General features: G+C 71.1%; 22 protein-coding genes. 9 read left to right on the top strand and 13 right to left on the bottom strand.

Annotation, left to right across the window (positions count from 1 at the left end; translation table 11 throughout):
• The first annotated feature begins 1 nt into the window (after window position 1).
• Entirely contained in the window at window positions 2-619 is a 618-nt protein-coding gene (locus IEX49_RS08010; RefSeq protein ID WP_188805648.1) for a twin-arginine translocase TatA/TatE family subunit, read from the top strand.
• Between the two features lie 59 nt (window positions 620-678).
• Here the strand turns inward: IEX49_RS08010 and IEX49_RS08005 are convergent, their stop codons facing one another.
• The 3 genes from IEX49_RS08005 to IEX49_RS07995 are packed head-to-tail and all read right to left on the bottom strand — an operon-like array spanning window position 679 to window position 3,940.
• Window positions 679-1,905: an Mrp/NBP35 family ATP-binding protein gene (locus IEX49_RS08005; protein ID WP_188805647.1), complete on the bottom strand. Its 1,227-nt coding sequence runs from the start codon at window positions 1,903-1,905 to the stop codon at window positions 679-681.
• Window positions 1,902-2,687, bottom strand: a complete 786-nt coding sequence (locus IEX49_RS08000; protein WP_188805646.1) for a DUF1003 domain-containing protein — start codon at window positions 2,685-2,687, stop codon at window positions 1,902-1,904. Before IEX49_RS08000 ends, IEX49_RS08005 begins: the two co-directional genes overlap by 4 nt.
• The gene (locus tag IEX49_RS07995) at window positions 2,687-3,940 is read right to left on the bottom strand and encodes a magnesium transporter MgtE N-terminal domain-containing protein (RefSeq protein ID WP_188805645.1); all 1,254 of its coding nucleotides are present in this window, start codon (window positions 3,938-3,940) and stop codon (window positions 2,687-2,689) included. Before IEX49_RS07995 ends, IEX49_RS08000 begins: the two co-directional genes overlap by 1 nt.
• A gap of 135 nt (window positions 3,941-4,075) precedes the next feature.
• Here IEX49_RS07995 and IEX49_RS07990 point away from each other — a divergent pair, with 135 nt between their 5' ends.
• Complete coding sequence (locus IEX49_RS07990; RefSeq protein ID WP_188805644.1) at window positions 4,076-5,284, top strand: general stress protein; 1,209 nt, start codon at window positions 4,076-4,078, stop codon at window positions 5,282-5,284.
• A 32-nt stretch (window positions 5,285-5,316) separates the two neighbouring features.
• Here IEX49_RS07990 and IEX49_RS07985 read toward each other — a convergent pair whose 3' ends face one another.
• Window positions 5,317-6,897 carry an aminopeptidase P family protein gene (locus IEX49_RS07985; RefSeq protein ID WP_229672419.1) on the bottom strand — a complete coding sequence of 527 codons (1,581 nt, stop codon included), beginning with the start codon at window positions 6,895-6,897 and terminating at the stop codon, window positions 5,317-5,319.
• 70 nt (window positions 6,898-6,967) lie between these two features.
• Between IEX49_RS07985 and IEX49_RS07980 the strand changes: the two genes are divergently transcribed.
• Window positions 6,968-7,816 carry a PHP domain-containing protein gene (locus tag IEX49_RS07980; protein ID WP_188805642.1) on the top strand — a complete coding sequence of 283 codons (849 nt, stop codon included), beginning with the start codon at window positions 6,968-6,970 and terminating at the stop codon, window positions 7,814-7,816.
• A 61-nt stretch (window positions 7,817-7,877) separates the two neighbouring features.
• Here IEX49_RS07980 and IEX49_RS07975 read toward each other — a convergent pair whose 3' ends face one another.
• The 7 genes from IEX49_RS07975 to IEX49_RS07945 all read right to left on the bottom strand — a co-directional run bounded on the left by IEX49_RS07975 (window position 7,878) and on the right by IEX49_RS07945 (window position 15,885).
• Window positions 7,878-8,702 carry a spermidine synthase gene (locus IEX49_RS07975; protein WP_188805641.1) on the bottom strand — a complete coding sequence of 275 codons (825 nt, stop codon included), beginning with the start codon at window positions 8,700-8,702 and terminating at the stop codon, window positions 7,878-7,880.
• A gap of 47 nt (window positions 8,703-8,749) precedes the next feature.
• Window positions 8,750-9,619, bottom strand: a complete 870-nt coding sequence (locus IEX49_RS07970) for a DNA-methyltransferase (RefSeq protein WP_229672417.1) — start codon at window positions 9,617-9,619, stop codon at window positions 8,750-8,752.
• Window positions 9,620-9,667: 48 nt separating this feature from the next.
• Complete coding sequence (locus tag IEX49_RS07965; protein WP_188805640.1) at window positions 9,668-11,491, bottom strand: DEAD/DEAH box helicase; 1,824 nt, start codon at window positions 11,489-11,491, stop codon at window positions 9,668-9,670.
• Window positions 11,492-11,761: 270 nt separating this feature from the next.
• The gene (locus IEX49_RS07960; protein WP_188805639.1) at window positions 11,762-13,336 is read right to left on the bottom strand and encodes an RNB domain-containing ribonuclease; all 1,575 of its coding nucleotides are present in this window, start codon (window positions 13,334-13,336) and stop codon (window positions 11,762-11,764) included.
• A gap of 50 nt (window positions 13,337-13,386) precedes the next feature.
• Entirely contained in the window at window positions 13,387-13,620 is a 234-nt protein-coding gene (locus IEX49_RS07955) for a DUF3107 domain-containing protein (RefSeq protein WP_115931633.1), read from the bottom strand.
• A gap of 177 nt (window positions 13,621-13,797) precedes the next feature.
• Window positions 13,798-14,418 (bottom strand): TetR/AcrR family transcriptional regulator, encoded by a 621-nt coding sequence (locus IEX49_RS07950; RefSeq protein WP_229672415.1) that lies wholly within the window; start codon window positions 14,416-14,418, stop codon window positions 13,798-13,800.
• Window positions 14,419-14,487: 69 nt separating this feature from the next.
• Window positions 14,488-15,885 carry a glutamyl-tRNA reductase gene (locus IEX49_RS07945; RefSeq protein ID WP_188805638.1) on the bottom strand — a complete coding sequence of 466 codons (1,398 nt, stop codon included), beginning with the start codon at window positions 15,883-15,885 and terminating at the stop codon, window positions 14,488-14,490.
• Window positions 15,886-16,013: 128 nt separating this feature from the next.
• On the opposite strand from IEX49_RS07945, the gene hemE reads away from it, so the two are divergent.
• The 6 genes from hemE (at window position 16,014) to IEX49_RS07915 (ending at window position 22,809) form a co-directional block, all read left to right on the top strand.
• Window positions 16,014-17,159 (top strand): uroporphyrinogen decarboxylase, encoded by a 1,146-nt coding sequence (gene hemE, locus IEX49_RS07940; RefSeq protein WP_188805637.1) that lies wholly within the window; start codon window positions 16,014-16,016, stop codon window positions 17,157-17,159.
• Entirely contained in the window at window positions 17,156-18,706 is a 1,551-nt protein-coding gene (locus tag IEX49_RS07935; protein ID WP_188805636.1) for a protoporphyrinogen/coproporphyrinogen oxidase, read from the top strand. The genes hemE and IEX49_RS07935 overlap by 4 nt, the downstream gene beginning before the upstream one ends.
• Before the next feature lie 159 nt (window positions 18,707-18,865).
• Window positions 18,866-19,618 carry a hydrogen peroxide-dependent heme synthase gene (gene hemQ / locus IEX49_RS07930; protein WP_188805635.1) on the top strand — a complete coding sequence of 251 codons (753 nt, stop codon included), beginning with the start codon at window positions 18,866-18,868 and terminating at the stop codon, window positions 19,616-19,618.
• Window positions 19,618-20,937 carry a ferrochelatase gene (locus IEX49_RS07925; protein ID WP_188805634.1) on the top strand — a complete coding sequence of 440 codons (1,320 nt, stop codon included), beginning with the start codon at window positions 19,618-19,620 and terminating at the stop codon, window positions 20,935-20,937. The genes hemQ and IEX49_RS07925 overlap by 1 nt, the downstream gene beginning before the upstream one ends.
• Window positions 20,934-21,974: a hydroxymethylbilane synthase gene (gene hemC / locus IEX49_RS07920; protein WP_188805633.1), complete on the top strand. Its 1,041-nt coding sequence runs from the start codon at window positions 20,934-20,936 to the stop codon at window positions 21,972-21,974. Before IEX49_RS07925 ends, hemC begins: the two co-directional genes overlap by 4 nt.
• Before the next feature lie 37 nt (window positions 21,975-22,011).
• Window positions 22,012-22,809, top strand: coding sequence for a uroporphyrinogen-III synthase (locus IEX49_RS07915; RefSeq protein WP_229672412.1), 798 nt, complete (start codon window positions 22,012-22,014; stop codon window positions 22,807-22,809).
• A 52-nt stretch (window positions 22,810-22,861) separates the two neighbouring features.
• Here IEX49_RS07915 and IEX49_RS07910 read toward each other — a convergent pair whose 3' ends face one another.
• A complete protein-coding gene (locus IEX49_RS07910; RefSeq protein ID WP_229672410.1) occupies window positions 22,862-24,427 on the bottom strand; it encodes an MFS transporter in 1,566 nt (521 codons plus the stop codon).
• Window positions 24,424-25,890 carry a M20/M25/M40 family metallo-hydrolase gene (locus IEX49_RS07905; protein WP_188805631.1) on the bottom strand — a complete coding sequence of 489 codons (1,467 nt, stop codon included), beginning with the start codon at window positions 25,888-25,890 and terminating at the stop codon, window positions 24,424-24,426. The genes IEX49_RS07910 and IEX49_RS07905 overlap by 4 nt, the downstream gene beginning before the upstream one ends.
• Window positions 25,891-25,924 lie beyond the last annotated feature (34 nt).

The raw sequence follows: 25,924 nt of genomic DNA, 5'->3' as shown, positions 1-25,924 counted from the left end.
TGTGACCTTCGGTATCAACGGCGCTGAGCTGATCATCCTGGCCCTGCTGGCCGTGCTCATCCTCGGACCGGAGAAGCTCCCCGAGTACGCCCGGAAACTCACCGAATGGATCCGCAACCTGCGGCGCATGGCCGAGGGCGCCAAGACCCAGTTCAGGGAAGAGACGGGCACCGACTTCGACGAGATCGACTGGAAGAAGTACGACCCCCGTCAGTACGACCCACGCCGCATCATCAAGGACGCCCTCGCCGACCCCGTGGACGGGGATGCCGCAGGTTCAGGCGCGGCCGGCGCCTCCGGCCCGTCCGGTGGATCCCACGCGGTGGGACGGAGCGGACGGAGCGGATTCCGGGGTGAACTCGACACCGTGCGATCTCAGCGCGATGAGCTGCGCGAGGACCTCAAGGACATGGATCCCCGAGCCCTGTTCTTCGGCAAGACCTCCAGCCGTTCGACGCCCCACTCCGCCGGACGAGTGGGTGGCACGGGCAGTGTCGATGCTGATGCTGACGCAGCAGACGCGGCAGATGCAGCAGTCGCAGCCGGTCAGCCGGACGGGGCCGGCGTTGTGCCGGCTGTTCCGCGCGATCCGGCGCCCTTCGACGTCGACGCCACGTAGGCCGACGCCACGTCACCGGGACGCGCGGGAGACCCTGCCGGGACGCGCAGGAGGCTCGATCAGTCCCGCGGTGTGACCGGCAGCTTCAGGCCGGAGAGACCACGCGGTCGCACGGCCAGGGAACCCGCGATGCGCCGCAGCTCCGTACCCGCCGCGGAGTCCGGATGTTCCAGGACCACCGGGGTGCCGCCGTCGCCGTCCTCGCGCAGCAGGGGGTCCAGCGGGACCGACCCCAACAGCGGCACCGGATGATCGAGGGACCCGGTGAGCCGGTCCGCGACGGTCTGGCCACCGCCGGAGCCGAAGAGGTCCAGGACGGTGCCGTCCGGCAGCGTCATGGCCGCCATGTTCTCGATGACACCGGCGACCTGTTGGCCCGTCTGTTCCGCGAGCTCACCCGCCCGGGCCGCGACCTGTGCCGCCGCCTGTTGCGGCGTGGTGACGATGAGCAGCTCGGAGGTCGGCAGCAGCTGGGCGGCAGAGATCGCGATGTCCCCGGTGCCCGGCGGCAGGTCGACCAGGAGGACGTCGAGGTCGCCCCAGTAGACGTCCGTGACGAACTGCTCGAGGGCTCGGTGCAGCATGGGTCCGCGCCAGGCGACCGGTCGGTCGGCGTCGAGGAACATGCCGATTGAGATGACCTTCACGCCCTGGGCCACCGGAGGCAGGATCATCTCGTCCACCCGGGTCGGCTTGGCCGTGGTGCCGAGCAGGCCCGGGATGGAGAAGCCGTGGATGTCAGCGTCCACCAACCCGACGGACAGTCCGCGGTCCGCCAGGGCGGTGGCGAGGTTCGCCGTGACGGTGGACTTGCCGACGCCGCCCTTGCCGGAGGCGACCGCGTAGACCCGGGCCAGCGAGCCCTTCTCGAACTGGTTCTTCGGGCGGCCCGCGGTCAGCAGCTCCTTGAGCGAGGCCCGCTGCTCGGCGGTCATGACGGCCATGACGACCTCGACGCCCGTGCATCCGTCCAGCCCCTCCAGGGCCCGCTCCACGTCCTGGGTGATGGTGTCCCGGAGGGGGCAGCCGGCGATGGTCAGGCGGATGCCGATGGTGAGATGGCCGGTGCCGGTGCCGGTGCCGGTGCTGGTTGCGCCGGTGGGTGACTCGGTTGACTCGGTGATCGAGGCAACCATGCCCAGCTCGGTGACGGGGCGCCGGATCTCCGGGTCCAGGACCGAGCCGAGCCGGACCCACGCGGCCCGTTCCAGGTCCGTGGTCAATTCGGGGGTGTCGAAGGTGCCCGTTGTGTCGAAGGTGCCGGGGGCGCCGGGGGTGTCGGTCATACGGAGGGGGTGTCCTTGGGGTTGTCCTGCGAGTCGGCGTGGTCAGCCGAGGCAGGCTGGTCTGCCTCCTCGGCGGCCATGATGGCCAACGTGGTGGTCTGGGGGCCGTCCTCGTCGCCCTCGATGCGTTCGCGGGCCTCGCGGCTGGGCCGGTTCTTCTTCTTCTTGTGTTTCCGGGGGCTGGAGCCGGACGGCTTCGGCGCCTGGCCGGCGTCGGGATTCTGGTCCATCTCGGCCAGGATCTCGGCACGCATCTTCTCTCGCACCTCGTCCTTGAGTTCCTCGGTGATCTCGGCGACGGCGTCGCGCATCTCTGAGCGGACGAAGTCACGGGTGGCCACGTCCTGCAGCGCGATGCGCAGGCCGGCCAGCTCGCGGGTCAGGTACTCGGTGTCCGCGAGGTTGCGTTCGGCACGGGTGCGGTCCTCACGCAGGGACACCTTGTCCCGGTCGTCCTGACGGTTCTGCGCCAGCAGCAGCAGGGGCGCGGCGTAGGAGGCCTGCAGGGACAACACCAGGGTCAGGGCCGTGAAGCCGATGGCGGCGGAGTCGAAGCGCCACATCTCCGGGGCGAAGGTGTTCCAGCCGAGCCAGACGGCGCAGAAGATGGTCATCCACAGCAGGAACTGGGGTGTTCCCATGAATCGGGCGAAGCCCTCCGTGGCCTCGCCGAACGCGTCCGGGTTGGGGCTCAGCCGGGGCCAGCGGCGTCCTCGCGCGCCCAGCGGAGTATCGAGGCCGGTCCGGCGCGGGCCGGTGGTCTCGGGGTTCTTGTCCGCCATCAGGACACCTCCTCGGGATCGTCCATGCTGCGCCAGTCGTCGGGCAGCAGGTGGTCCAGCACGTCATCCACGGTGACGGCACCGACCACCCGGTGGTGCTCGTTGACCACCGGGATGCAGGTCAGGTTGTAGGTGGCCAGTTCACGGGTCACGGCCGGCAGGGGCATGAGGTCGGAGACCGGCTCGAGGTCCTTGTCCAGGATGTTCCCCAGCGGCTCGGGCGGGGGATACCGCAGCAGGCGCTGGAAGTGCACCACACCGAGGTAGCGGCCTGTGGGGGTCTCCAGGGGTGGGCGGGCCACGATCACCAGTGAGGCCATGGCCGGGGTGAACTCCTGCTGGCGGATGTTCGCCAGGGCCTCGGCCACCGTGGCCTCGGGCGGCATGATGACGGGCACGGGCGTCATGACCGACCCGGCGGTGTTCTCCTCGTACTCCATCAGGCGGCGGACGTCGTCCGCGTCCTCGGGCTCCATCAGCTCCAGCAGCAGTTCCTGCTGGGAATCCGAGAGCTCGTGGAGGAGATCGGCGGCGTCGTCCGGGTCCATCTCCTCGAGTACGTCGGCGGCGCGCTCGATGTCCAGATTGGAGATGATCTCCACCTGGTCGTCGTCCGGGAGCTCCTGGAGCACGTCCGCCAGGCGCCCGTCCTGCAGCTCGGTGGCCACCTCGACACGGCGCTTCGTGGTCATCTCATGCAGGACATCGGCGAGGTCCGCGGCCTTGAGGTCCTCGTGGGCGGCCACGAAGCTGGACGCTCCCTGGGGTTCCTCGCGGGCAGCCCAGCGGGCCTCGCCCCACCCCACCAGCAGATGCTCGCCCCGGACCCGGCCGAAGGCGCTGCGGCCGGCATGCCGCCGGACATAGAGGTCGCTGACCAGCCAGTCACCGTTGCGCTGCTGTTCCAGGCCCACATCCTCCAGCACGGCCTGCCCGGAACCGTCGGCGAGGGTGACGCGGCGGTCGAAGAGGTCGGCCGCGACCATCAGCTCGGCGCCCCGCCGCTCGAAACGGCGCAGGTTGATCAGGCCGGTGGTGATGATCTGCCCGGCGCCCATGGAGGTGACCCGGGTCATCGGCACGAACACGCGCTTCTTGCCCGGAACCTCGATGACGAGCCCGACGGCGACCGGCGGCTGACCCGGTCCGCGCTCCATGACGACGGCGTCACGCATGCGGCCCAGACGGTCGCCCAGGGGGTCGAACACGTCCAGGCCCAGCAGGCGGGCGACGAAGATCTTCGGGGCATTCACCCATCCAGCCTAGTCGGCCGGGCCGGGCCATGGTCCCTGCCGTCCGGCCGTTGTTTCTGACGTCTCCTTACGCCGGTGGCGGAGAACCCCGGTGCCGTGATGACCTGCACCGGCACGACCGGCACAATGGAGCCCATGTCCATGCTCTTCGGTCCCACGTCCTCCGACCCCTCGGTCAGCGGCCTGCCCCGCGGTGAGGTGCTGGGGTCCTTCCCCACCTACGCCGAGGCCCGGAAGGTCGTGGACCGACTGGCCGAGCAGGAGTTCGACGTCCGCACCGTATCGGTCGTCGGCACCGACCTGCGCACCGTCGAGCGGATCCGCAACCGCCTGACCTACCCGTCCGTGGCCCTGCGCTCGGCCCTCCAGGGTGCCTTCTTCGGTGCGATGCTCGGGATCCTGATGACCTTGATCGACCCTGCGGGATCCGGGCTCCAGATCCTGTACACAGTGGGTCTCGGTGTGGCCATCTGGGTGCTCTTCGGCGTGATCGGGCACGCGATGCGCAAGGGCCGTGGCGTGAACTCGGTCCAACAGCTGGTCCCGTCCAACTTCGACGTGGTCTGCGAGTTCGAGACCGCACCTCAGGCCAAGCAACTGCTGGGCCGCCCGGGCCAAGCCCCGACGCCCGCAGCGCACACCCCCGCCCCGCCGGCGAACCAGTCCGCCGCGCCCCAGCCTCCGGCCAACCAGTCAGGCGCCCCACAGCCTCCGGCCAGCCAGACGGCCAGCCAGACTCCCGCTCAGGAGCCCACGGCCAATCAGGGCCCGACGCCGGCCGTCCACTCCGCGGACACCGCACCGGCGCCGTCGGCACCGGAGACCGAGGCGCCCTCCCGCAACGGCACCTTCCCGGACCTGCCGGATGGCCGCCCCCAATACGGGGTGCGGCTGCCGGAGGACGAGGCGAAGGCCGTCCAGGAACGCATCCTCAGCGAGAACGCCGCCAAGAACGCTCCGGGCGGCCAGGCCGCGGCGTCCTTCGAGGCACCGTCCTACGGCCAGCAGCATCAGCAGGGCCAGCAGACGTCGGGCCGCAACGGCCGTGCCGGTGGCTCCGGCCGCCGTTCCGATCCCAGCCGTCCCGTCGACGGGGAGGCCGCACCGACAGCGGGCGGTGACCGGCCGGCGTCGGGCACCGGGTCCGCGGAACAGGACCAGAACCAGAACCAGAACCAGAACCAGAACACGACCGCAGCACCGGGCGAGACCGGCCCCGGGGAACCCGGCTCCAGCGAGCCGGGCACCTTCGAGCGGCCTGCCTATGGACGCCGGGCGGCCGTGGACCAGCCCGAGGCCGATCAGCCAGACACCGCTCAGAACGAGTCCGAGCGGCGCGACTGACGCATCAGACGGGTCCGTCAGCCGACCGCCCGTCAGCCGAGGAGCCGGGCCATCCATGCCTCCACATCATCGGGCGTGCGCGGCAGGGCGGCGGAGAGGTTCTCGGCGCCCTCGTCCGTGACGTAGATGTCGTCCTCGATGCGCACGCCGATGCCGCGGTACTCCTCCGGCACCGCCAGGTCCTCGTTCTTGAAGTACAAGCCGGGCTCGATCGTGAAGACCATGCCCGGGACGATCTCGGCGTCCAGGTAGAGCTCGCGCTTGGCCTGCGCGCAGTCGTGTACGTCCAGGCCCAGGTGGTGGCTGGTGCCGTGCGGCATCCACCGGCGGTGCTGCTGGCCCTCGGGTGAGAGTGCCTCGTCCACGGAGACCGGCAGCAGGCCCCAATCGTGCAGTCGCTCGGCCAGCACCTGCATGGCGGTGGTGTGGATGTCCCGGAACCTCAGACCGGGCTTCACCGCGGCGAAGGCGGCGTCGGCGGCATCGAGGACGGCCTGGTAGATGGTGCGCTGGATCGGCGAGAACGTGCCGTCGACCGGCAGGGTGCGGGTGATGTCGGCCGTGTAGAGGGAATCCGCCTCCACGCCGGCGTCCACGAGGATCAGATCCCCGGAGCGCACCTCGCCGTTGTTGCGAATCCAGTGCAGCACGGTGGCGTTGTTGCCGGAGGCCGCGATGGTGTCATAGCCCAGGTCGTTGCCCTCGAGGCGCGCACGGGAGAAGAACGCGCCCTCCACGATCCTCTCGCCGCGTTCATGGCCGCGGGCGGCGGGCAAGACGCGGACGATGTCCTCGAAGCCGGCGATGGTGGCCGCCACGGAGCCGCGCAACTCCTCGATCTCCCAGCCGTCTTTGAGCAGGCGCAGCTCGGAGAGGAACTCCGTGAGCTGGGCGTCCAGGCCGTCCGAGAACTCCAGGTCCACCCCGGTGTTGATGCGGGAGGTGTCCACGAGGGCCTCGACGTCCAGGTCGGAGCCGCGCAGCAGGCGGATGCGGACGCCGCCGATCTCCACGGCGCCGGCATTCTTGGTGACGGCGACCTCCAGCTCCGACAGGTCGGCGGTGCGGATGCCGGTGCGGGCCTGCATCCCGCCGAGAGTCGGTCGGGTGCCGATCCAGAACTCACCGGTGCGGGCGTTGGAGTAGAACTCCTCGGAGTCTCGGCCGGCCATGGGGCGGAAGTACAGGGTGGCCTCGTGGTGTCCGCCGTGGTCACCGGCGCCGTGATCCACCGGTTCCAGGACGAGGGTGGCCTCCGGCTCATGGTCCACGCCCAAGCCGGTCAGGTGGGCGAAGGCGGAGTGGGCGCGGAACCGGTAATCGGTGTCATTGGAGCGGACCTTGAGCGCACCGGCCGGGATGACGAGCCGCTCGCCCTCGAATTGCTCGGACAGGGCCTTGCGGCGCCGGGCGGCGAACGGGGCCGAGGCATCCGGCAGGACCGGCGTGGTCTCGGCGGGGGCCCAGTTCGAGCCCATGAACCGCTTGAACGCATCCGAGGTCGGCTTCTGGGATCGGTTGTTCACGCGGTCTTCTACGGGCTGGTCGGCTGCGGCACCGGTCTGGTCGGCTGGCGCGGTCTGGTCGGTGGGCCGGGGCGTTTCGTCGTTCATGGTTTCCATCATTCCATTCCTCGCCGCATTCTTCCCCGCGAGCCCGGGAGCGTTGGATAGTCTGGGGGTCATGCCGTTCGACCTGCACACGCACTCCCACATCTCGGATGGCACCGAACCGCCCGCCGACGTGGTGCGGGCCGCTGCCAGAGCCGGCCTCACCGGCCTGGCCCTGACCGACCATGACACCACCGCCGGCTGGGCCGAGGCCTCCCACGCGGCCGTGGAGACGGGCCTGACGTTCATCCCCGGCATGGAGGTCTCCTGCGTCTCGGACACCGGGATCAGCGTGCACCTGCTGTCCTACCTGCACGACCCGCTGGCGCCCGGACTCAATGAGGAGGTCGGCCGGGCCCGGACCTCCCGGCTGATGCGTGCACAGCGCATGGTCAGGCGGCTGGGGGAGGACTATCCCATCACGTGGGAGATGGTGCTGGCCCACGCCACCCCGGACGCCACGATCGGCCGACCGCACATCGCCGACGCCCTGGTCACCGCAGGCGTGATCCGGGACCGCTCGGCCGCCTTCACCTCGATCCTCACCCCGCGCTCTCCCTACTACGTGGGCCACTACGCCCCGGACCCGGTGGACGCCGTCCGGCTGGTGCTCGAGGCCGGCGGCGTGCCGGTCTTCGCCCACCCCATGGCGTCCATGCGCGGCCGCGTCATCGGCATGGAGCTGTTCCGGGAGATGATCGACGCCGGTCTGGCCGGCGTCGAGGTCTTCCACCGGGACAACCCGGACGAGGCCCGGCGTACCCTGCGGCTCCTCGCCCTGGAGCACGACCTCATCATCACCGGCTCCTCCGATTACCACGGAGCCGGCAAGCCCAACCGGATCGGCGAGAACACGACTCCCGACGAGGTGGTCGCACGGCTGGAGGAGCAGGCCACGGGCACGGAGGTCATCCGGCCGTGACGTCGGCCGTGGCCCGGACTGTGCCTATGCCTGTGGTTGTGATTGTTGCGGTCCCGGTGACCTAGCCGATCCGGGCCGCGAGGGCCGCCGTCTGCTCTGGAACCAGCACCGCTGCCGGATGCGGTCCGGCGGCCAGCAACCGGGTGTGCAGGCCCGCCTGGTCCTGTCCATCGAGAGCGCTGCCGGCGGCCAGGACCGCGTTGCCGGCCTGCAGGCGGTCCAGCATCGTCGCGTCGGCCAGGGTCCAGGCGCCGGTGAGGCCCGCTCCGGCGGCGGCGACCTCCAAGGCCTGGGCCTGCCGCGCCAGGAACCGCAGGCCTGTGTCATCTCCGATGTTCACCAGCAGCACTCCGGACTCCGTCAGATGTCCCAGCAGCTCACCGTAGAACGCGCTGCCCGTGAGATGCACGGCGGCGTCCACCGCGGTGTAGATGTCCAGGATGATGGCATCGAACTCCTGGCCCTCCAGGCGGGCGAGCTCGGCGCGGGCATCTCCGATGACCACGGTCAGGTCCGTCCCCTCCGGCAGGGGCAGGACGGAGCAGACCAGCGTCGGCAACTCGCGGTCGAGGTCCACCACCGTCTGGACGGAACCGGGACGCGCGAGCTGGACATACCGCGGCAGGGTGAGCGCACCCGCGCCCAGGTGGAGGATGCGGAGGGGCCGGTCGCCCGGCCAGCCGGCGTCGAGGACGTTGGCCACCCGGCGCAGGTACTCATAGCGGATCCGGGTGGGGTCGTGCAGATCGACATGGGACTGGACCGCCCCGCCGATCTCCAGCACCCACCCGTCGTCGTGCTCGTCCGGAAGGATGCGGACCTGCTCACCGCTCACACTCAGCTGGAGGCTCCGGCGGGTGGGCTGGAACGCGTCAGGATCGGCCATCGTGCCATTCTGACAGGCTCACGGTGCTCGGAGGTGCTCAGAGGTGCTCAGAGGTGCTCAGCCAGCCGGCGGCGCATGACCTCGAGAGCCTCGGGGTTCTGGTCTACGAGCACGAAGCGCCGCTGGAGTGCGGCTGCGGCGGCCCCGAGCGTGCCGGAGCCGGCGAAGAAGTCGAGCACCCAGTCGTCCCGGCGGGAGGACGCCGCCACCATCCGCTTGAGCAGGCCCAGCGGCTTCTGGGTCGGATAGCCGGTCTTCTCCTTGCCGGTGGGGGAGACGATCGTGTGCCACCAGACGTCAGTGGGAAGCTTGCCGCGGGCGACCTTCTCCGGGGTCACGAGCCCGGGTGCCATGTACGGCTCCCGATCGACCTCCTCGGAGTCGAACCAGTAGCCGTCGGGGTCCTTGACGTAGACCAGGATCGTGTCATGCTTGCTCGGCCACCTCCTCTTGGACCGGCCGCCGAAGTCGTAGGCCCAGATGATCTCGTTGAGGAAGCACTCCCGGCCGAAGATCGCATCCAGCATGACCTTGGCGTAATGCACCTCCCGGTAGTCCAGGTGCAGGTAGAGGGTCCCGTCATCGGACAGGAGCCGCCAGGCCTCGCGCAACCGGGGCTCGAGGAACTCCCAGTAGTCGGCGAAGGCGTCATCGTAGGAGGCCAGGGCGCCCTTGATGGTCCTGTAGCTCTGCCCGCCGAAGCCGACCCGGTCCGATTCCTCCGCGGCGGCACGGACCATCGACATCTGCTGGCGCCGTTGGGTCCGCCCCGTGTTGAACGGCGGATCCAGGTAGACGAGGGTGAAGGCCCCGTCCGGCAGTGAGGGCAGGAACCCGAGGTTCTCCGCCCCCACCACCAGGTTGGGGCCGTCCGGCCGGAACTCATCCACAGCGGTCACGGTGCCGGGGCCGGCCACGGTGCTGTGGTGACGGCGAACGGGGACAAGGGCACGGTCGAGCGCCGGTCACTCGCCGGAGGGTGCCTGACCGCCGGTGGCCTCGCCACCCGCGCCGCCCTGCACCACGTTGCCGTTCTTACGGCGCGTGCGGGACCGGCTCCGCGAGCGGCTGCGCGTGGCGCCACCCTCGGAGGCTGCACCGGATGCGTCGGTGGTACCACGACGCCGGCCCGCACCCGCGGAACGCGTCTCACCCGAGTCACCCTCGCGCGGGGCGCGCCCGCTGCGGCCCTCGCGGTCTTCGCCGGAGCGCTCGCGGCCCTCGCCTGAACGCTCGCGGGCCTCGCCGGAGCGTCCGCGGCCCCGGCCACCCTCACGGCCGCCGTCACGGCCGCCACGTCCACCGCGCCGGGACCGACCGCCGTCGCGCCCGCCCTCGCGGTCACCACGGCCTCGGCCGCCACGGTCGCCGCGGCTGTCCGACTTCGCGCCCGGACCGCCGAGGTCCTCGAGCGTCTCCCCGTCCAGGCCCGGCTTGGTGCGCTGGTCCCGGGGCAGGCGGCCCTTGGTGCCCTTCGGGATGTTCAGGTCCTCGAAGAAGTGCTTCGAGGACGAATAGGTCTCCGGCGGCTCGGGGACGTCCAGTCCGAGGGCCTTGTTGATCAGCCCCCAGCGCGGCATGTCCTCCCAGTCGACCAGGGTGACGGCGGTGCCCTTGTTGCCGGCGCGGCCGGTGCGGCCCACACGGTGCAGGTAGGTCTTCTCGTCCTCGGGGCACTGGAAGTTGATCACGTGGGTGACATCGTCCACGTCGATGCCGCGGGCGGCCACGTCGGTGGCCACCAGTACGTCCACCTTGTCCCCGCGGAAGGCACGCAGGGCCTGCTCGCGGGCACCCTGTCCGAGGTCGCCGTGGATGGCGCCGGCGGCGAAGCCGCGCTTGACCAGTTCGTCCGAGACGCGCGCGGCGGTGCGCTTGGTGCGGGTGAAGATGATGGTCTTGCCGCGGCCCTCGGCGCGTAGGACGCGGGCGACGAGCTCGTCCTTGTCCATGTGGTGGGCGCGGTAGACCAGCTGGCGGATGTCCTTCTTGGTGATGCCCTCGTCGTCGGGGTCAGCGGCGCGGATGTGGGTCGGCTGCGTCATGTACCGGCGGGCCATGGCGACCACGGGACCGGGCATGGTGGCCGAGAAGAGCATGGTCTGGCGGACCTCCGGGACGGCGGAGAGCAGCGTCTCCACATCCGGCAGAAAGCCCAGGTCCAGCATCTCGTCGGCCTCGTCCAGCACCACGATCTTCACGAGCTTGAGGTTCAGGTGACGCTGGCGCATCAGGTCGATGAGGCGGCCGGGGGTGCCGACGACGACCTCGACCCCGCGCTGCAGCTCCTCGATCTGGGGCTCGTAGGCACGGCCGCCATAGATGGTGGCGATGCGTACGGAACGCTTGGAGGCGGCGGTCGTGATGTCCTGGGCGACCTGGTTGGCCAGCTCACGGGTCGGTGCCACGATCAACGCCTGCGGAGCGCCGGGGGAATCGAGCTGGTCGAAGCCGGGCTCGCCCGGGCCCACCACGCGCTGCAGGGCCGGCAAGCCGAAGCCGAGGGTCTTGCCCGTGCCGGTCTTGGCCTGGCCGATGATGTCATGCCCGCCCAGGGCCACCGGGAGGGTCATGGCCTGGATGGGGAAGGGGTGCGTGATGCCCTTCTCGGCGAGGGCCTCGACCATGTCCGAGCGGACCTTGAAGTCCGCGAAGGTCTTCTCCGCCACGGGCTCGTTGGCCTCGACGATGTCGATGGAGTCCTCCACCTCGATCGTCTCGATCTCAGAGGTGGCCAGGTCCTCGGTGTCGATGTCGTTGTCCGCTGCGATCTTCTGTTCAGGAGTCATGGGGAAATTCGGTCCCGTCTTTCAGGCAGGGCGGCTCGGCGCGATGGCACTGGTTCCAGTGCACTCCGGCGCCTGGCTCCGGCTAGCTCGGCTAGCTGCGGGGCGGCGCGGATCGGCCGGACGCCGTGCGTCCATGGTGGAGCCGATCGCGGGAGGTGCAAGGCCGGCATCGAGGGGATGGGCCCTGGATTCGGGCTGGCCCTTCAGGGGCGCGTGCCGGATCCGGAGAGTCAAATCACGAAGGTGAACGCAGATGAACAATGCGATCGGTCATCCTTGATGCGGCCAGTCTACCGGGTCCGCGTGATCTTCCGGTGCGAGGGCCCCGCCCGGGACCTCCGCGGGCCGGGGCGGGGGAGTCTGGCCGGCCACCCGGAACAGCACGGTGCGGGTGGCCATGTCCGCGGTGACGAGCACCGCCCGGATGCGCTGTCCGGCCTCGGCCTGGCCCTCGAAGCGGGCCAAGACCGGAGGCTGTTCCACCTGGATCTCGCCCCAGGGCAGACGCCCCTGACTGCGGGCCTTCTCCGTCTGCTCGGGGCTCGGCGCGGAGATGACCACGGCGTCGAACACCTGGCCCTCCCTCCCGTGCAGGGACGCCGCCTCGACCAGGTCCAAGGCGGCATTGGTGGCCCGGGACGCCACGAGTGATGAGTCCTTCATGGCCGCGGGCAGGCTCGGCAGTAGGCCGCGGACACCCTGGGGCACGTCCTCGCCGTTCTCCAGGGCCAGGCAGGTGGCCAGGACGAACCGGTCCACCAACCGCCGCAGGGGCGCGGTGGCGTGGGCGTAGGGGGACGCGATCGCGGCCTGGACGGTCACCTCGGGCGTGTCGCCGTCGAAGGCGGTGTATCCGGCACCCCGGAACAAGGAGGTGGCCGCGTGCATGATGGCCAACTCCTGTGGTCGCGTGATGTCCAGTTCCCGCAGGTATTCGCCGTACGGCTGGTCCTGTGGCCACGGATGTCCGAGGGCCCGCGTCCGGGCCCGGAACGTCGACTCCGCATCCGGGTCTGCCGGCGGCATGGTGCGCAGGATGCCCACGCCGCCCTCGAGCATGATGTGCGCCGCGGCGATCCCGGTCATCAGTGAGATCTGGGCATTCCAGTCCTCCACCTCCAGCGGAGGGGCGGTCAGGATCTCGTAGCCATGATCCGTGGCCGTGATCTCCTGCTCGGGCAGGCGCAGGCTCGCTCCGCCGCGGTCGGTCTCCAGCCGGGCCCGCAGGAGCCCGACCTCCTTGAGCAGGGCCAGCGTGGAGCCGGGATCAGCACCGGCGTCGATCCGGCGCTGTGCCTCCTGGTAGGTGAGCTGTTCCCGGCTGCGCACCCGGGCACGCTCCACCGTGGTGGAGACCACGGCACCGGTTCGGTCCAGGCCGAACGTCCACAGGTACGCGCCGCGGTCCACGCCGGGCAGCAAGGACCCGGTGCCCTCGCTGATGACCTCCGGGTGCAGTGGAATCCGCCCGTCCGGGAGGTAGACCGTCTGTCCTCGGCGCAGGGTCTCGGCGTCCAGTGCGCCCCCGGGAGCGATGAACGCCGGGACATCGGCGATCGCGTAGTGGACGGTGAATCCGTCATCGTGGCCGCCAGACCCGCGCTGCAGGTGGACGGCCTGGTCCAGGTCCGTGGAGCCCGGCGGGTCGATGGTGAGCAACGGCAGGTCCGTCCGGTCGTTGACCGGAAGGAGGTCCACGGCGCTCGCCGCGGCCTGCTCGGCCTCCGCCAGCACCTCTGGTGGGAAAGCGGCGGGCAGCGAGAACTCCTCCCGCAGGGCGGCCAAGCGGCTGGCCAGCTCGGTCTGGCCGGCGGAACGGGCGAGATCCAGATGGTGGTGGGCCACGGGCTCACCCTATCCGGCGGCGGTGGAGTTGGCCGAGAAGGTGCCGGGAGTCAGGAACCCGGGGTCGGGACGAAGCCGACCGGACGCGGGGTCTCGGTGCCGATCTCGACGTAGCCGATGATGGCCGAGGGAACCAGAACCAGGCGGCCCTTGGTGTCCTTCAGGCGCAGAGTGCCGCCATCGGACAGCGCATCGGACACCAGGCGGGCGACGTCCTCGTTGGTGGCGTCCGACTCGATGACGACTTCGCGGGCCACGTTCTGAACACCAATGCGGATTTCCATGCCTGTCTCCTTCTGGTCACGGGGGCCGGGGCCCACGGGGTTCCGTGGTCCGGCGAATACTGGTCCGACAGCAGACTAGAGGATCACCGGCCGCTGTGCGGTGGGGCCGAGCCGACTTCGGCCACGGGCGTAACGGTCTGTAACCTGTCCGCCCGTGACCCGTCCGGCAGCGGATTGTCAGCGTTCCTTGGGGAAACGGCTGATGCCGCGCCAGGCAAGGCGGAAGGCCAGGTCGGCCGCCGTTTCCAGGCCCGGCCGCGAAGCGTCGCCGGCCCGTCCGGCCCAGTGCCGAGCGGAGGACTTCACCAGTCCGGCCAGGCCGTGGCCCAGCAGCAGCGCCTCCTCGCGGGAGAGTGTGGTGTCGGCGGCGATGACCTCGGCGATGTCGGCGGCGAACCGGTGGTCCAGGCCCTCCATCCGCAGGGCGACGTCCGGGTCGTTGTTCAGCCCCGAGTCGAACAGCAGGCGATAGGCCCGGTCCGGGCTGTCCACGAACTGGAAATAGGCGTGGATCGTGGCCTGCACGCGGGCCTTGTTGTCCGTCGTGGACTCCAGTGCGGCGGTGATGGCGGACCCCAGCAGGTCGACCTGGGTGTCCATGAGGTCGAGGAAGAGCTCGTGCTTGCCGGGGAAGTGCTGATACAGCACCGGCTTGGAGACGGCGGCGGCCACGGCGATATCGTCCATCGAGGTCGCGTGGAACCCATGGTCGACGAAGACCTGCCGGGCGGCATCGAGCAACTGTTTGCGGCGCTCTTCGCGGGGCAACCTCGACTGGCGCACGGGGGAGGTGCTCACGGTGATGCCTTTCTGGAATGACTCGTCAGGTGCAGACGGTGCAGGCCAGTCTACCGGCCGGTAGCCCCATCAGGCGATGCGGGCCGCCTCGGCGGCCGGCTCCAGTGTCCCGGCGGCCGGCTTCACCGCTCCGACCGTGGCGTCCGGTGCGACGTCGGCCGGGCAGGATTCGAGGCCGGCCGGCGCCACGGGTGCGGAGACCTCCAGGCCGAACAGGACGCTCAGGGCGTGCTCGTACTCCTCGAGACGCCCCTCGGCCGCCATCTCCTTGGCCCGGATCGTGGGCTCGTGGAGCATCTGGCGGACCATGCGGCGCAGGGCGAACTCCACCTCTTCGGCCGCGGCGGTGCAGCCGTGCTTGCCCCGGACCCGCTCCATCTCAGACTCCAGCACCTGCTGGGTGTGCTTGCGCAGGGCGACGATGGCCTCGTTGGCGCTGCGGGACTTGCGTTCCTGCACGTACCCGGCCACCGCGCCGTCCACCAGCCGGGAGGCCTCCACGAGCGACTCCTGCTGCCCCTCCGGGGCGGCCATCTTCACCGATTCCAGGGTGATCAGGTCCACTCCCGGCAGGTCGGCGATGGCCGGATCGAAGTCGTGGCTGAGTGCCAGGTCCAACACGGTCAGCCGGGACTCGACGCCCTCGCGGAGCCGACGCAGGGTTTCCGCCTCCAGCCGCCGATCACCACCGGAGCAGCCGATCAGGACGTCCGCCTCGGCGATCGCACCGTGGATCTTCTCGCCGCCGAGGGCCATGGCCCATCCGCCGCGGTCGGCCACGAAGGCCTCCGCCCGGCCGGAGGCGGAGTGCACGCCCACGTGGGCGGCGCCGCGGTCTGCCAGCTGGGCCAGGGTGGTGCCGGCGTAGGATCCGGTGCCGATCACCAGGATGTTGGCCTGCTCCCAGAAGGCGCGGGTCTCGGCGTCGGAGACCCCCGCATGCAGGTCTGCCGTCAGGTCGAGTGCCACGGAGACGATGGAGCGGCCTGCCGATCCGAGCGCGGTCCGCGTGCCGACGTCCTTGGCGGTGCGGGTGGCCGATTCGAAGAGCTTGACGAGGGTGCCGGTGGCGGTCCCCGTCTCCTGGGCGGTGCCCAGCGCGCGGCGCACCTGTCCGGCGATCTCGCGTTCACCCACCACGGCCGACTTCAGGCCGGAGCCCACCTCGAACAGGTGGCGCACGGCGGAGTCACCGGTCAGGACCTTGAAGGAGGATTCCACCGTGGCCGGAGCCAGACCGGAGCCACGGGTCACGGCCTCCAGCAGCTCGGCGCGGGCCTGCTCGACTGACCGGTCATCCGGGGCCTCGGCGTAGATCTCCACCCGGTTGCAGGTGGCCAGCACGACCGCACCGCTGACGGAGGATTCGGGGATGACAGAAGCGACCTCGCCGGTGCCGTTGCTCAGCTGCGCCACCGTGTCGAGGTCAAGGTCGGTGTGCGAGGCAACCAGGGAAAACAAAGCCACAATGCACCGATTCTAATCCCTTCGGGCAGTCGGGTCGAAGAAGGGCACCCTGTGTTCATCACCACGGCGCCCTCTCGATCCCTCCGCGATCCACCCTCGATTCACCACTGCAGAAGGAAAATGGGACAATGTCGGTCATGTCCGAACCCCTGACCGGCACCCCCTTGCCTGCCGACCATCCGCTGGCCACCACCGACCCGGCTCGATCCACCGCCGGATCGCCCCTGGTCACCGCCTTCCGCGGCGGCACCCCCTCCCGCACCCCGGTGTGGTTCATGCGGCAGGCCGGCCGATCACTGCCCGAATACCGGGAGGTGCGTCAGGGCATCGGCATGCTCGAGTCATGCCTGAAGCCGGAGCTGGCCTCCGAGATCACCCTGCAGCCCGTGCGCCGGCATGATGTCGATGCCGCCATCTTCTTCTCCGACATCGTCGTCCCGCTCCGCCTGGCCGGCGTCGATGTGGACATCGTCCCCGGCACCGGCCCCGTGCTCGGCCGGGCCGTGCGCACCGCCGCCGATGTGGCGGCCCTGCCCGAACTGACGGACGAGTCCCTCGAACCGATCCGGGAGGCCGTGCGCCTGACGGTGGCCGAGTTGGGCAGCACCCCGCTGATCGGCTTCGCCGGTGCACCGTTCACCGTGGCCGCCTACATGGTGGAGGGCGGCCCGTCCCGCGACCACCTCGGTCCGCGCACCATGATGCACGCGGATCCCGAGACCTGGAACGCCCTGGCCACGTGGGCCGCCAACACTGCCGGCGCCTTCCTCCGTGCGCAGATCGAGGCCGGCGCCTCCGCCGGACAGCTCTTCGACTCCTGGGCGGGGTCCCTGTCCCTGGCCGACTACCAGCAGTACGTCCAGCCGCACTCGGCCGAGGCCTTCTCCCACGTCCGCGACCTGGAGGACGGTAGCGGCCAGCCGGTGCCGCTCGTGCACTTCGGGACCGGCACCTCCGAGATCCTCCCGGCCATGCGCGACGCCGGAGCCTCCGTCATGGGCGTCGACTATCGGTTGCCGCTCGGCGAGGCACACCGCCGCCTGGGTGCCACGCCGGGCCCCGACGGGCGCGGCACCGTCCCGCTGCAGGGCAACATCGACCCGGCCCTGTTGTCCGCCCCCTGGGAGGTGCTCGAAGCCCACGTCCGCGAGGTCGTCGAGGCAGGTCGCGTGGCCCCGGGGCATGTGGTCAACCTCGGCCACGGCGTCCCGCCCACCACTGACCCAACGGTCCTGACCCGGATCGTCGACCTGATCCACTCGATCCAGCCGTGACCTCCCGGCCGGCAGCCACTCCCACCGCCCTCGTGGTCGGTGGGGGAGTGTCCGGGCTGCTCTCGGCCTGGGAACTGGTGCGCGCGGGATACGAGGTCACCCTAGTGGAAGCCGGCGATTCCCTCGGCGGTTGCGTGGCGCCGCGGACGGTGGCGTTGCCGGGGGGCCGAGAACTCACCCTCGACGCCGGTGCGGAGTCCTTCGCCGTCCGCACCCCGGCCGTGCGCGACCTGGTGGATGAGCTGGGACTGGGGAAGGCCGTCGTCGCGCCCCACCCGGGCGGTTCGTGGCTGTATCTGCCGCCGTCCGGACCGGGACAGGACCACCGGGCCGTGCCCGCACCACGCCTGGGGATCCTGGGGATCCCGGGTGACCTGGATGCTCCCGAGGTCGCCGAGGCGCTCGGCGCCGACGCCCTGGAGCGGGCCCGCCGGGACCTCGAGGACTCGCTGGTCCGTTCAGCGGATGCGACGTCTGGCACACACTCGAGGCCCGCGCCGCCTTCACTGGACACCTGGCGCCGGGCCGTCGAGGAGGGGACCCCGGTCACCGTCGGCGCCGTGGTCCGGGACCGCATGGGGGAGGGCGTGCTGCAGACCCTGGTGGCGCCCGTGGTCGCCGGGGTGCACTCGGCGGACCCGGACACCCTGGACCTGCGCACCGTGGCGCCGGGCCTGCTGGAGGCCCTGGTCGCCGAGGGTTCACTGGCCCGCGCCGTGGCCGCCCGACGCGCCGCCGCCCCGCCGGGAGCCGTGGTCGCCTCCCTGCGCGGGGGCATGCACACCCTGACCGCTGCGCTCGCCGAGGACGTGCTCCGTGCGGGTGCCCGCGTGCTGACCGGCACCCGCGCGGTCACGCTGGCGCGCGGGTCCGGGTCAGCACGTGGACACCGTTGGACGGTGGAGCTGACCGCCGGCGCGAACGGCACCGAGGCCGTCACGGTGGATCGCGTGGTCGTGGCCACGGACGGCCCCCGGGCCTGGGACCTGCTCGTCCCCGTCTCCGGCGGGGCACTGTCCCCCGCGGACCGCCCGCGGGAGGGGGCCGGCGTCGCGCTCGTGACCTTGGTGGTGGACGCGCCCGGACTGGACGCGAACCCCCGGGGGACCGGTCTGCTGGTCTCACCGGCCGTCTCCTCGGACGTGGTGGGCGCCAAGGCTTTGACCCACGTCAGCGCCAAGTGGGACTGGGCACGGCAGGAGCTCGGCGGCCACCGCCACGTGCTGCGCCTGTCCTACGGCCGGGTGACCGACGCCCCCGATTCTGCCGCCCCGGGGTACCGCACGCCGGAGGAGGACCTGCGGGCCAGGGCCCTGGCGGATGCCACCGCCCTCACCGGGGTGGACGTGGCCGCGGGGCTGGTCGATTCCTTCGTGGTGCGGTGGAAGTCCGCCCTGCCCGCAGCCACCACGGACCACCGGACCCGGGTGGAGTCGGTGCGCACGTGGCTGGAGGACCAGCCCGGGCTGGACGCGGTCGGGGCGTGGCTGGCCGGGACCGGACTGGCCGCCATCGTGGCCGATGCCCGCCGGCGGATCGTGCCGTGACGCCGCCACCGGTCGCGCGGACCGACTGAAACCGACTGAACCCGGCTGAGGCATCCCACCGCCGGGAGGGGTAGGCTGGGACCGCTCGTTCTACCGCTTGTAGAAACCGGCGGTGGGTACGGAACCCAGACCTTAGGTGACACCACAGGAGTTGTGACGATGACCGAGAACCAGCCTCATGGCGACGCAGACGCCGGCACGCAGGGAGTAGACAGCCCCGGCGACGCCGAGAAGGTCGAGTGGTTCACCACCTATACCGTCTTCGCGCGGAACGCGGCCGGCAACGGCGCCGGAGGCCATACCGAGACCGAGCGGAAGCGGGCTGTGGAGCAGTTCGACGCGGTCATCGCCGGGCTGGCAGAGAAGGGTGTCACCGTCCGCGGCACCTATGACGTCTCCGGCATGCGCGCTGACGCGGACCTGATGGTCTGGATGTACGGCCACGTGGCCGAGGACCTGCAGGCCGCCATCCGCACCCTGCGCCGCACCGAGCTGCTGGCCGGCACCACCATCGTGCTGTCCGCCATGGGCTCGGACCGGATGGCCGAGTTCGCCAAGGACCACATCCCGGCCTTCGCCATGGGACGCAAGCCGCTGAAGTGGCTGTGCTTCTACCCCTTCGTCCGCTCCTACGACTGGTACCTGCTGGAGCCGGCCGAGCGTGGCCGGATGCTCAAGGACCACGGCATGCTGGGGCGCGAGTTCCCCATGGTCTGGGCCAACACCACCAGTGCCTTCGCCCTCAACGACTGGGAGTGGCTGCTGGGCCTGGAGGCGCCGGAGCTGAACAACCTCGTGGACATGATGCGCCATCTGCGCAACAACGAGACCCGCCTGCATGTGCGCGAAGAGGTGCCCTTCTACACGGGCCGCCACATCACCACCAGCGAGATCGCAGAGGTCCTGGCCTGATGACGGACACCGCCCAGAATCCCGGCTTCGATCCCCTGGCCGGGGTGGATGAGAACGGCACCATGGCCGCGAAGGACTACGACTCCATCCTGCTGGCCTCCTTCGGCGGACCCGAGGGGCAGGATGATGTGATCCCGTTCCTGCGCAACGTCACCGCAGGCCGCGGCATCCCCGATGAACGCCTCGAGGAGGTGGCCACCCACTACCGGGCCAACGGCGGCATCAGCCCGATCAACGAGCAGAACCGTGCCCTGCTGGAGGCCTTGCGGACCGAGCTGGCCGCCCGCGGGATCGATCTGCCGGTCTACTGGGGCAACCGCAACTGGGAGCCCTACATCCCCCAGACCCTCGAGCAGATCTACGCCGACGGGCACCGGAAGATGCTGACCGTGGCCACTTCGGCCTACTCCAGCTATTCCTCCTGCCGCCAATACCGCGAGGACCTGGGGATGGCCCTGCGGTCCACCGGCCTGGAGGGCAAGCTCGAGGCGGACAAGATCCGCCAGTACTTCAACCACCCCGGATTCGTGGCCCCGTTCGCCGAGGGACTGAGCGCCGGGCTGGCCGAGATCCGCGCCGAGCTGGCGGCCGCTGGCCGGGCAGACGGCCGGCTGCACATCTTCTTCGCCACGCACTCCATCCCGACCTCGGATGCCGAGGCCGCCGGGCCCCGCCCGGTGGCCGCGGAACTCCAGGAGAAGACCGGGCTGGCGCCCGGCGAGGGCAACGGTGCCGACGTCTACTCGGCCCAGCACCTGGACGTGGCCGAGGAGATCCTGCGGCGCGTCCCCGAGGCCGCCGGCATCGAGTGGTCACTGGTCTACCAGTCCCGCTCCGGTGCCCCGCACGTGCCGTGGCTCGAGCCGGACATCAATGACGCGATCGAGCAACTGGCGGCCGCGCCCGCCGGCGCGGATGAGAACCAACGCGAAGGCGAACGGAGGGGCGAACGCGCCACCCACGGCGAAGGGTCCGACGCCGGCCCGCTCGCCGGGGTGCTCGTGGTGCCGCTGGGCTTCGTGTCCGACCACATGGAAGTGATGTGGGACCTGGACACCGAGGCCAAGGAGACCGCCGAGAACCTCGGCCTGGCCTTCCGCCGCACCCCGACGCCCGGGACGCATCCGGCCTTCGTCTCCGGCCTTGTCGACATTGTCGAGGAGCGCCTGGGCCGGCGAGAGGGCCGGGCCGCTGTGGGCTGCTTCGGCGCGTGGAACGACGTGTGTGCGCCCAACTGCTGCGTCAAGGTCATGCGGGACGGCACCGTCCGCCCCACGGTGGCCGCCTTCGATTCCGAGGTGGGTGTTCCGACCCGATGACCGGTACCTTCACGATCGGCACCCGCGGATCCCGCCTGGCCCGGACCCAGACGACCACGGTGGCGGAAGCCCTGGCCGGCCTGTCCGGGCTCGACGCCGAACTGGAGATCATCCGCACCGAGGGGGACGTGACCACGGGCTCCCTGGCCTCGCTCGGCGGCACCGGTGTCTTCGCCTCGGCCCTGCGCGCCGCGGTGCTGGATGCGAAGGTCGACCTCGCGGTGCACTCCCTCAAGGACCTGCCCTCCGTCCAGCCGGAGGGCCTGGTCATCGCGTCCATCCCGAAACGGGTGGACGTCCGTGACGCCCTGTGCGCCCGGGACGGCCTGCGGCTGTCCGAGTTGCCGCAGGGGGCGAAGGTCGGCACCGGCTCGCCCCGGCGGGTCGCCCAGCTCAAGGCCGTGCGCCCGGACCTGGACGTCGTGGACATCCGCGGCAATGTGCAGACCCGCCTCGCGCGGGTTCCGGGGCTGGAACAGCACGATGATCACGCCCCTGCGGCTGCCGGCTCCCCGCGCGGCGATCTGGACGCCGTGATCCTGGCCTGCGCCGGACTCGACCGGATCGGCTTCGACTGGGCGATCACCGAACGCCTCGCCCCGACCGTCATGATGCCGGCCCCGGGGCAGGGCGCCCTGGCCGTGGAGTGCCGCCCGGAGACGGCGGTGACCGGCGCCGGGTCCACCCATCCGGTGGCGCAGGCCCTGGCCGGGTACGACGACGCCGTCACCCGTTTGCAGGTCACCGCAGAGCGCGCCCTGCTGGAGCGGCTCGAGGCCGGATGTGCGGCACCGATCGGAGCCCTCGCCCGGGTGGAGAAGGAACCGGCCCGACTCGTGATGGACGCCGTGGTGGCCGCCACCGATGGCAGCCGCCTGCTGCGTGAGCACGCCTCCGTGGACCTGCCGGCCGTCCGCGTCCGCCTCGAGGACGGCTCCGCCGACACCGAGACGCTCGGACTGGCCCGCCAGCTCGGCATCGACGTGGCGGAGGCCATGCTGGCCGGCGGCGCCGACCTGCTGCCTGCCCCGCAGTGACCATCTGATGCCGGTGGCTGCCGGTCGTCCCGTGATCATGACCCGCCAGCCGGCCCAGGCCGGGGCGGTCGAGACCGGTCTGGCCGAGGCCGGCTACCGGGTCGCCTTCCTGCCTCTGACCGACTTCGCGTTGCCGGAGGATCTGGCGGGGCTCCGTGGTCTCGTCCGGGACATCACCCCTGATGAGCGGACGGCACCCGTCCCGGCGTGGTTGGTCCTCACCAGCCCGAACTCCGTCCGGGCCCTGACCCGTGCCGGCTGGGACGGACGGGTGGCTGCCGGCATCCGGGTGGCCGTCACCGGCCGGGGGACCGCCCGCGTCCTGGCCGAGGCCGGCTGCACCGAGGCCCCCTGGATGCCGGAGGGGGACGCCTCCGCCGCCGGGATCCTCGCGCAGTTTCCGCCGCCGGGTGAGACTGCCCGCCGGGTCCTGTTGTTGCCACAGTCCGCGCTCGCCACGGACGAGGTCGCAGAGGGCCTGGCCGAACGCGGCTGGGAGGTCCACCACGTGCAGGCCTACCGCACCGTGCCCTACCCCGCGGCCACGGAGCGGCGGCTGCTGGCCGGGCTGGCGGGTGATGGCGCGGCGTCCGTGGATGCCCTGGCGACTGTCGACGATGTGCCTGGGGCCGACGTCGTGCTGACGAGTCCGAGTGCGGTGCGGGAGCTGGTCCGGCGCCGCGGCACCGCCGTCCCGGCCGGTACCCGCTTCATCGCCCTCGGCCAGCCCACGGCCCGGGCAGCCGCTGAGGAGTCCCTGGACCTGGCCGCCACCGCACCGAGCCCGGACGCCCTCGGGGTCCTGGCCGCGTTGGGCCCCGGCCATCGCGTCTAGCTCACGGGATCATCCGACCCGCTGCCGGTGACGCCGCCACCATGGCTGGAGATTACTGGAACGCCTTCTTCGGAACGAACAGCAACAGGACCGCGGCCGCCAAGGCGGTGGCCGAGCAGACGATCCACACGGTGAGGTAACCGGAGAACGAACCGGCCGTGCCGACGTCGGGAGCTCCCGTGATCTCCGGAACGGCCTCGGGGCCCGGAATCCCCGCCGCGGCGGTGGTGGCCAGCGCCAGCCCGAAGATGCAGGAGGCCACCGCGCCGCCCACGGTCTTGACCGAGTTGGTCAGTCCCGTGGCCACGCCGGTCTGCTCCCGCGGGGCGGCCGAGGCGGCCGCCGCCGGCAAGGACGCCACCAGGGCGCCGGAACCGAGGCCCACCACCACCATGTTCGCTACCACCTGGCCGATCTGGTCATGGAACGGCAGGAACAGGCCGAATCCGACCGCCACGCACAAGGTGGCGGACAACAGGGCCAGCCTCGGGCTCGTCCACCGCGAGGCCACCGGCAGCAGGCTGGCCCCGGCCACCATGGCGATGAGATAGGTGCCGATGATGAGGGAGGTCTGGAAACCCGTGGTCCCCAGTCCATAGCCGTAGATCTCGGGGTCGGTCCGGGCGAACGTGGACAGCGGGGCCTGGGCACCGAGGACCGAGACCCCGAACAGGCCCGCGGTGGCGAAGACCGGCCACAGGGCGGGGTCGGTGAACATGCGGATGTCGATCAGGGGATCGGGATGTTCCCGCTCGACCCGGACGAATTTCACCAGTGCGAGGGCGCCGGCCACGAGCATCAGCGCCGAGAGCCAGAACCCGGGGCGGTCCGGTGCGAGGCCCGCTCCCCGCAGGACGAACAGTGACCCCATGATCAGCACGAGTGCCACCGTGACCCAGAGCAGCCCGGACATGTCGAAATCCCGGCGGCGGAAGTTCGCCAGCGAGGCCCCGGGCGTCTCCTCGACCCCGAGGATGATGGCCACCAGGCACAGTCCCACCACGACGGCCGGGACCGCCAGCACGGCCTGGACGTCCATGGTGTCCACCAGGGCGCCGGCGGCCAGCGCTCCGGCGATGGCCCCGACCTCCAGGGCCCCGACCAGCACGGCGGCGGCCCGCCGCGTCAACGCTGCCGGCCCCGGCTCATCAGACCGCGGGTCATCAGGCCCCAGTGCTGCGGCTGTGGCCTCCTCCCGTGCCGCGGTCCGAACATAGATCAGGGCGATCTCCAACGGCAGCCACACCACATAGAACCCCTGGAAGGCCCACGCGATCAGGAAGACCCAGAACACGGGCGCCACCACGAGCGCGATCGATGCGGCCAGGGTCACGGCAGTGGACCAGATCAGCACCTTCCGGTGGCCCACCTGGTCTCCGAGCTTGGAGAGCAACGGCACCACGAGGGCGGACAGCATCAGCTGGGAGCCCTCCAGCCAGTTCACGTCCGCGTCGTTCACCCCGAGGTGCCGGGCGATGTCCGTCAGCAGGGGCGTGTAGTACCCCTGCAGCACCCCGGACGTGAACTCGACGAAGGCGAGGAAGCCCACGATGGAGGCCAGCCCGCCGAAGAGGAGGGCACCACCACCCCGCCGGCGCCGCCGGAGGGCCGCCTTCACCCCTGGCCGCCGGGAGCCGTCATGGCGTCGCGGGCCGTCACGGCGGAGTCGTGGTAACGGCCACCCCGGCCGGTGATGAGGTCACGGTGGAAGCGCTCACCCCGCTCCAGCGAGGCCACGGACACCCACTCGTTCTCCCCATGGATGGACGCCCGTTGAGCGTCGTCCATCCACAGTGGGGCGAACCGGTAGACGTGGCGGCACCAGGCGTGGAAATGCCGGGAGTCGGTGGCGGCCATCAACAGGTAGGGCACGGTCGTCGCATCCGGCCACGAGGTCCCGACGGCGGCCTCCAGAGCCGCGAACCGGTCACCCGTCGCCGGGGACTCGCCGGAGGGGTCCTGGCCGTGGAGGAGCTCGACCTTGACGCCGGGATCGGCGATGCGGTGGACGATGCCGTCACGGACCCCCGCCACGGTCTCCCCGGGTACGATCCGGCAGTCCAGGGTGGCGCTGGCCGTGGAGGGCAGCACATTGTTCGCTGTCCCGGCCTCCAGCCTCGTCTGGGCCACGGTGGTGCGCACCATGGCGGCCGCCTCGCCGCCCATCGCGCCCAGCGCCCTGGCTGCCACGGTCCCGGAGCGGAGAACCCACGGCAGGGCGCGGCCCGCCGCCCCGGAGGCGAGAGGAGCGAGCGCGCTGAGCATGGCCGACGTCGTGCCGGTCAGCCGGGCTGGGAAGGGCCGCCGCTCCAGCCGGCGCAGGGCGCGGGCCAGGCGCGGGATGGGGGATCCGGAGGGCGGGGAGGAGGCGTGGCCGCCGGCGCCGGAGACGGTGAGCCGCAACTGGGCCTGGCCCTTCTCGGCGAGGCCCACCATGGCACACGTGCCCTGGACGAAGGACAGCGGCGCGGGGACCACCGCGCCGCCCTCGTCGAGGACGAGCCACGGTTCGGCGTCCTGGCCCTGTTCCTCTCGCAGGCGCTCGCGGAGCAGGTCCGAGATGGCCGCCGCGTTGCGTCCGCCGACCTCCTCGTCTCCGCCGAAGACCAGCCAGACATCGTGATCCGGGGCGAATCCGGCGGCCAGGAGGTTCTCCACCGCCTCCAGGACGGCCACGAGCGGGCCCTTGTCGTCGAGGGCGCCACGGCCCCTCACCACCGGTTCGCCGGATACGTGGTCCTCCGTGCCGGCGAATGGGTCCGTGGCCCAACCGACGGCAGTCCACTCGGCCAGGTCCGCGGGTGCCGGGACCACGTCCCAATGCGCCATGAGGACCAGGGGGTCTGCGGCTCGGGCACCCCGCCAGCGGAACAGCAACCCGGTGGAATCCACGATCTCGTGATCCAGCCGTTGGTGGACGAGTGGGTAGAGCCGGGCCAGGAGTTGCGGGAACGCCTCGAAATCCGCGGCGACGGCAGGCTGGTCCGGCTCACCGTGCAGGGCGGAGACGGTGCGGAGACGGATCAGCTCGGCCAGGCGGTGGCCTGCGCCGGGCCGAGGTGTGACGGGGGATACAGGCATGCCCTTGAGGGTAGCGTGGAATACCGGCGGGTAA

This window comes from Citricoccus zhacaiensis (genome assembly GCF_014645315.1).
Classification (GTDB): Bacteria; Actinomycetota; Actinomycetes; order Actinomycetales; family Micrococcaceae; genus Citricoccus; species Citricoccus zhacaiensis.
Note: the sequence above shows the minus strand (reverse complement) of the source record. Positions and strands in the feature narration are given on the sequence as shown.

Excerpts from the sequence above, each read along its gene's own strand:
- hemE (WP_188805637.1), top strand. The coding sequence starts at position 16,014 with ATGTCGGTCATGTCCGAACCCCTGACCGGCACCCCCTTGCCTGCCGAC.
- IEX49_RS07905 (WP_188805631.1), bottom strand. The coding sequence starts at position 25,890 with ATGCCTGTATCCCCCGTCACACCTCGGCCCGGCGCAGGCCACCGCCTG.
- IEX49_RS07965 (WP_188805640.1), bottom strand. The coding sequence starts at position 11,491 with ATGACTCCTGAACAGAAGATCGCAGCGGACAACGACATCGACACCGAG.
- IEX49_RS07955 (WP_115931633.1), bottom strand. The coding sequence starts at position 13,620 with ATGGAAATCCGCATTGGTGTTCAGAACGTGGCCCGCGAAGTCGTCATC.
- IEX49_RS07980 (WP_188805642.1), top strand. The coding sequence starts at position 6,968 with ATGCCGTTCGACCTGCACACGCACTCCCACATCTCGGATGGCACCGAA.
- IEX49_RS07975 (WP_188805641.1), bottom strand. The coding sequence starts at position 8,702 with ATGGCCGATCCTGACGCGTTCCAGCCCACCCGCCGGAGCCTCCAGCTG.
- IEX49_RS08005 (WP_188805647.1), bottom strand. The coding sequence starts at position 1,905 with ATGACCGACACCCCCGGCGCCCCCGGCACCTTCGACACAACGGGCACC.
- hemC (WP_188805633.1), top strand. The coding sequence starts at position 20,934 with ATGACCGGTACCTTCACGATCGGCACCCGCGGATCCCGCCTGGCCCGG.
- IEX49_RS07985 (WP_229672419.1), bottom strand. The coding sequence starts at position 6,897 with ATGAACGACGAAACGCCCCGGCCCACCGACCAGACCGCGCCAGCCGAC.
- hemQ (WP_188805635.1), top strand. The coding sequence starts at position 18,866 with ATGACCGAGAACCAGCCTCATGGCGACGCAGACGCCGGCACGCAGGGA.
- IEX49_RS07925 (WP_188805634.1), top strand. The coding sequence starts at position 19,618 with ATGACGGACACCGCCCAGAATCCCGGCTTCGATCCCCTGGCCGGGGTG.
- IEX49_RS07990 (WP_188805644.1), top strand. The coding sequence starts at position 4,076 with ATGTCCATGCTCTTCGGTCCCACGTCCTCCGACCCCTCGGTCAGCGGC.
- IEX49_RS08000 (WP_188805646.1), bottom strand. The coding sequence starts at position 2,687 with ATGGCGGACAAGAACCCCGAGACCACCGGCCCGCGCCGGACCGGCCTC.
- IEX49_RS07915 (WP_229672412.1), top strand. The coding sequence starts at position 22,012 with ATGACCCGCCAGCCGGCCCAGGCCGGGGCGGTCGAGACCGGTCTGGCC.